Below are 6,196 nucleotides of genomic sequence, written 5' to 3' on the forward strand. Positions count from 1 at the left end.
CGGTGCCCCCGGCCCCGGCCCCGCCACCCCCGCCGTGGCCGCCGCCCTCGACCCCCTCGCCCTCCCCGCCCACCTCCCCCTCCACAACGAGAACAACGTGAACTGCGCGGCCCTCGCCGAACTGCACGAGGGAGCGGCCAGGGGCCGGCACACGTTCGGGTATCTCCAGGTCGGGTACGGCATCGGCCTGGGCATCGTGGTCGGCGGCCAGGTGCTGCGCGGCGTCGGCGGGGCCGCCGGGGAGATCGCCCGGTTGCCGTACCCGTGGCTGCCGGAGCGCGAGGCGGTCCTCGAAGGCATGGAGGCGTACGTCGGGGCGGGCGCGCTGATGCGCAGGGTGCGGGAGGGGTGGACGGAGGGTGACGTGCCCGAGGGGGCCGCCGAACTCTTCGCGCTGGCCGGAAACGGGCACGTGACGGCGGTGCGGTTCGTCGCCGAGCACGCCCGGGACGTGGGCAGGCTGGCCGCCGCGACCGTCGCCGTGCTGGACCCGGGGCTCATCGTCCTGGGCGGCGGGATCGGGGCGAACCCGCAGCTCCTGCCCGGTGTGCGGGCCGAACTGGCGCGGCTGAGCTGGCCCACCGAGGTGGTCGGCAGCGAGGTCGGCGAGGAGGGTACGGTGGCGGGCGCCGCCCGGCTCGCGGTGGCCCGGGGAATCCAAACCGTGACCGAGGGGTCGGACAAGAGGCATTGACGGGGTCCGTCCGCTTCTGCCAATGTCCGGACAAGCGCTTTCTAGCCGGGCGGGACCCCGGCGCAGAGCGGAGAGACCGGCCGTACCGACCGTACGGGCCCACGACGGCGTGTTCGTGGGGGACTCCGCTCGCCTCAAGTGGCGCGGCCGGGCGAGGCCGCCGACCATGAGCGCACTCCACTCACAGGAACCCGAGCCGCCTCACCGGCCGGAAGATCCGTCACGCACACCCAGGGAGGGACCCGGTGGGTCACGAGATCTCGCGCAGAACCATCTTCCGCGCCGCGAGCGGCATCACCGTCGCGACGGCGCTCGGCACCACGCTGAGCGCTTGCGGCGGCGGCACGGGCGCCGGCAGCAGCAACAGCAAGCTGACGATGACGTGGTGGGGCAGCGACCAGCGCCACGCCGCGTACAAGAAAGCGCTTGCCACGTTCCAGAAGGACAACCCGAAGATCGAGGTCCAGGAGACCTACCAGGGCTACGACGGGTACTTCGACAAGTTCAACACCAACGTCGCCGGCGGCTCCGCCCCCGACCTGATGCAGATGGACACCGCGCTCGTCGCCCAGTACGCGCGCAAGGGCGTCCTCGCCCCGATCGACGAGTACGTCGGCAAGAGCCTCGACCTCACCGGCTTCTCCAAGACGCTGCTCGCCAACGGCACCGTCGACGGCAAGCTCTACGGCGTCCCCTCCGGCATCGGCGTCAACCAGCTCACCGTCAACCGCAGCGGCCTGGAGAAGCTCGGCCTCAAGATGCCCGAGCGCGAGTGGACCTGGAACGACCTCAAGGCCGTTGCGCAGGACGTCTACAAGAAGAGCGGCGGCAAGACCTACGGCGTCGACGACGGCGGCGGCTCCACCCTCCAGTGCTTCGAGATCTTCGCCCGCGAGAAGGGCCAGCAGTTCTTCTCCGACGACGGCAAGAAGCTCGGCTTCACCCCGGAGACCCTCCAGGAGTGGTGGGAGTTCTGGGCCGAGATGCGCAAGACCAACGCCTCCCCGCCGGCCGCGATCACCTCGGCCGCGCACAACGACCTCACGAAGAACGCGGTCGTCATCGGCAAGGCGCTGTTCACCTTCGACTCCGGCGTCTACGGCGCGGGCGGCTCGATCACCGACGCGCAGCTCGACTTCCTGCCCACCCCGCAGGGCTTCTGGTCCGGCGCCCGCGAGGGCAACTACGTCAACGGCGGCGTGCTCCTGAGCGCCACCAAGACCAGCAAGCGGATCGCCGACTCCGTCAAGATCATCTCCTTCTTCGCGCAGAACGACAGCGCCATCAAGGACATGCAGCTCCAGCGCGGCATCCCGCCGACGGAGAAGGCCCGCAACCTGATCGCCTCCGGCCTCACCGAGACCGACAAGCTGAACATGGCGAGCGCCGACTACATCTCCCAGCGGGTCGGCAAGGCCACCAACGTGCTGCCGAACCCGCTGCCGCCGCCGCAGGGCGCCGACCAGATCTGGGACCTGCTGTTCCAGTCGAACCTCGCCGTGGCCTTCGGCAAGGCCACCATCACGTCGCAGTCGGGCAAGTTCTTCGACCAGGCGGCAGGCATTCTGTCCGCCTGAGCGGACGCACGTACGGAAGAGGGCCAGGGAGATGAGTATGACCACCGCGAAGACCGACGAGGTCGTGAAGGAGTCGCCGCAAGCGACCCCCTCCGACCAGCGGGAGCGCGACCGGCAGCGGCGCCGCCTCGCGAGGAAGCGAGGCGGCGGCTGGTGGCCGTACCTCTTCCTGGCCCCATGGTTCGTCGGCCTGTTCGGCCTGACGATCTATCCGATGCTCGACTCGCTGTACCTGTCGTTCACCGACTTCGACCTGCTCACGCCGGAGAAGTGGGTCGGCACCGCCAACTACGAGCGGATGTTCAGCCACGACCCGGTCTTCTGGGACTCGATCCACGCGACCCTCCTGTACGTCGTCGTCTCCGTCCCGCTCAAACTCGGCCTCGCCCTCGGGGTCGCCATCCTCCTCAACAGGGACATCAGGGGCATCGGCCTCTACCGGGCCGCGTTCTACCTGCCCTCACTGCTCGGCGGCGCGGTCGCCATCGCCATCGTCTGGCGCCAGGTGTTCGGCGGGGACGGCCTCTTCAACGACTTCCTCAGCTGGTTCGGCATCAAGGGCCAGGACTGGATCTCCAGCCCCGACACCGCGATCTACACGCTGATCCTGCTCGCCGTCTGGCAGTTCGGCACCCCGATGGTCATCTTCCTGGCCGGCCTCAAACAGCTCCCCAAGGACGTCTACGAGGCCGCCGAGATCGACGGCGCGGGACCGGCCACCCGGTTCTTCAAGATCACCCTGCCGCTGCTCACGCCGATCGTGTTCTTCAACGTCGTCCTCCAGATCATCGACGCGTTCAAGACGTTCACCCCCGCGTTCGTCGTCAGCAACGGCACCGGCGGACCCCTCAACTCGACGATGCTCTACTCCCTGTACCTCTACAAGAAGGGCTTCACCGACCTTCAGATGGGGTACGCCTCGGCGCTGGCCTGGGTGCTGTTCCTGGTCATCGCGGGCTTCACGGCGGTCAACTTCATCGCCAGCCGCTACTGGGTCCACTACGACGACTGACGATTGAGGAAAGCTTCGATGTCCGCCATTACCCCGTCGCCGTTGCAGAAGCTCCGCTCCGCCACCGGCGCCCGCCGTATCTTCGTCCACACCGTGCTCATCGGTGTCGCCATCGTCATGCTCTACCCGCTGATGTGGATGCTCAGCAGCTCCCTGAAGCCCGACACCGAGATCTTCACCCACCCCGGACTGATCCCCGACAAGCTCAACCCCGCGAACTACAGCAAGGGCTGGAGCGGCTCCGGCAACTCCTTCTCGCTGTACATCACCAACTCGCTGATCGTCACGATCGGCGCGGTGATCGGCAACATCATCTCCTGCTCGCTGGCCGCCTACGCCTTCGCGCGCTTCGAGTTCCGCTGGAAGAAGCTCTGGTTCGGCCTGATGCTCGGCACGCTGATGCTGCCGTCCCAGGCGGTGCTGATCCCGCAGTACACGATCTTCTACAACCTGACCTGGATCAACACCTATCTGCCGCTGATCGTGCCCAAGTTCCTCGCGGTGGACGCCTTCTTCATCTTCCTGATGGTCCAGTTCATCCGCTCCATCCCGCGCGAGCTGGACCAGGCGGCCATGATGGACGGCGCCAACCCCTGGCAGATCTACTGGAAGATCATCCTGCCGCTGATGAAGCCGGCCCTGGTCACCACCACGATCTTCACGTTCATCTGGACCTACGACGACTTCCTCCCCCAGCTCGTCTACCTCCAGCAGAACGACAAGTTCACCGTCCCCCTCGGCCTCACCCTCTTCATGGACCAGACCAGCGGCTCCTCCTACGGCGCGATGTTCGCGATGTCGACGATCGCCCTCGCACCCACGCTGATCTGCTTCCTCGTCTTCCAGAAGAGGCTGGTCGAAGGCATGGCCACCTCCGGCATGAAGGGCTGACCCCGAGGTGCACCTCCTCCACCAGCGCGGCCGTCTGCACGACCTCCCCGACACCCCCGAGGCGTACGACGCCGTCCTCGCCGACGTCGTCGAACAGGCCCTCGCCCGGCTGACCCCCGAGGGCAACCTCGAACACCCCGACTGCGACGACGACATCGGCGACACCTCCCTCGGCGTCACCTCGCTCCTCGCGCTCGCCTGGCACCGCTCGGGGGACCCCCGGCTGCCGCTGGCGGTGCGCCGCAGTCTCGCCTTCCACCTCGACGAGCGCGTCTACACCGAGGACAACCCCGGCTACCCGAACCTGCGGATCCGCAACTCCGGTTTCCCGTACGCCCGTTACGTCCTCGCCGCCGGCGCGCACCCCATCGGGGACTGGCCGAGCACGGTGTGGGCGCTGCTCCAGGCCGTCAACATCCTTGAGTTGTCGGAAGGGCTGGTCTCCGACGAGCACCGCGCGCGGCTCCTCGAAGTGGCCCAGGGGTACTGGCTCTGGCTCACCGAGGCGACGTTCTTCAACCCGCAGGAGGCCGGCAACCAGGCGATCGGCTGTGTCGTCGGCGGGCTCATGCTGGCGGCTCATCTCCCGCAGGAACAGGGCGAGTCGGTGCGGGAGACGGCCCTGGAGCTGTACCGCTCGAAGATCCGCGCGCACCGCGTCGCCGACCGGGGCGCCCTGCTGCCCCCCGAGCACGGCGGCGCCTACGACAACAACTACGGCCCGATCTCCCTCTCCTTCCTCGCCCAGGCCCACCGGGTCAGCGGCGAGGAGATGTTCGCCGAGGACGGCGAGGCGCTGGCCCGCTACATCGACGCCCGCCTCACGAACGGCGGCTTCGACAACGGCGGTCCGCGCTACAGCGAGCAGCACTCCGGGTTCGAGTCCGTCCTCGGGCTGCGCTACTTCGGCGCGCGCGTCGGCGCCGACATCGGACGCTACCGGGGCGACACCCGCTGGGGCCGGTACGCCGTCAAGCCCGACGGCGGGGTCGACGGGCACTTCGCGTGGATGCTGGTCTGGCAGATCCAGGACGACAGCGTCTGGCACCGGGAGCCGTCCACCACGGTGGCGCGGCACCAACTCCGGTCCGGCACGGTGTCGGTGGCGTTCGACTCGAAGATGACGCCCTCGCTGGTCGAGGCCGACGGCACGTACTGCCTCCCGGCCGCGGTGAACCGGCAGCACGGCTTCGGGCCCGTCCTCGACGGGTTCCTCTTCACCCGCCCCATGGGCGAGGTCCGGGTCCGAGACCTCCAAGCCGACGGCCTCGCCGCCAAGTCGGTGACGAAACCGGTCGTCGGCCGTGACCACGTCCTGCGCAGTGTCCGGTCCCTGTACGTCACCGACGGCACCGCCCTGTGGACCACCGTCGCGGTCGAACGCCTCCCCGGCGAGCCGTACTTGCTGGCGGGTCTGCCCTACGCGGCGGACGACGGTGAGCGGGTCCTGCGGACGTCCGAGGCAGCGGTCGTGTCGGCGGGGGAGCTGCGCCTGACGCACCCCTCGGCGGAGGGGCCCGACCACTTCGACGCGCGCAGTGAACTCAGCCAGCAGGAAGCGGCGTTCGTCCTCGCCGCCGACCCGCGCGGCTACGGCAACCCCGACGAAGGCTGGAGCCACCTCGTCAGCTCCACGGCGATCGAGGCGGGACCCGTCACGGACGCGCCGCAGGACCTGCACGTGTTCGCCGTCCGCCACGGCGGCAGCGGCCCGCTCACCCTGCACGCCGAGTGGACCGACACCGGACTCCTGCTCCGCACGGACGCCTTCACGGCGGTCCTGGGGGGCCTGGACCCTTCGGCGGAGCCGGAGTTGAAGCTCAGCCGCTGAGGCTGCGTGCAGGGGGGAGGCGACAGCCCGGCCGGTTTTCAGGGCGGCCGGGCTGTCGCCATGGACGTCTCCTCACAGAGGCAGCGCGCCCGTCGCGAGCGCCGTCGCCGTCATCACGAGCGTCGTGCCGAACGCCCAGCCGAAGACGAAGCGTTGGTGCTCGCCGAGTTGGACGCCGGTCATGCCGACGA

General features: G+C 69.0%; 5 protein-coding genes. All 5 read left to right on the plus strand.

Going from position 1 to position 6,196, the window contains the following annotated elements; genetic code table 11:
* Nucleotides 1-694, plus strand: a 694-nt coding sequence (locus ACVNF4_RS30840; protein ID WP_461806178.1) for an ROK family protein, incomplete at its 5' end; no start/stop codon positions are given.
* Nucleotides 695-939: 245 nt separating this feature from the next.
* Nucleotides 940-2,271, plus strand: a complete 1,332-nt coding sequence (locus ACVNF4_RS30845; protein ID WP_461806179.1) for an ABC transporter substrate-binding protein — start codon at nt 940-942, stop codon at nt 2,269-2,271.
* Between the two features lie 37 nt (nt 2,272-2,308).
* The gene (locus tag ACVNF4_RS30850; protein WP_461806180.1) at nt 2,309-3,283 is read left to right on the plus strand and encodes a carbohydrate ABC transporter permease; all 975 of its coding nucleotides are present in this window, start codon (nt 2,309-2,311) and stop codon (nt 3,281-3,283) included.
* Between the two features lie 18 nt (nt 3,284-3,301).
* The gene (locus tag ACVNF4_RS30855; protein WP_461806181.1) at nt 3,302-4,174 is read left to right on the plus strand and encodes a carbohydrate ABC transporter permease; all 873 of its coding nucleotides are present in this window, start codon (nt 3,302-3,304) and stop codon (nt 4,172-4,174) included.
* A 7-nt stretch (nt 4,175-4,181) separates the two neighbouring features.
* A complete protein-coding gene (locus tag ACVNF4_RS30860; RefSeq protein WP_461806182.1) occupies nt 4,182-6,005 on the plus strand; it encodes a hypothetical protein in 1,824 nt (607 codons plus the stop codon).
* Nucleotides 6,006-6,196: the final 191 nt, after the last annotated feature.

It is taken from the genome of Streptomyces sp. S6 (genome assembly GCF_054880855.1).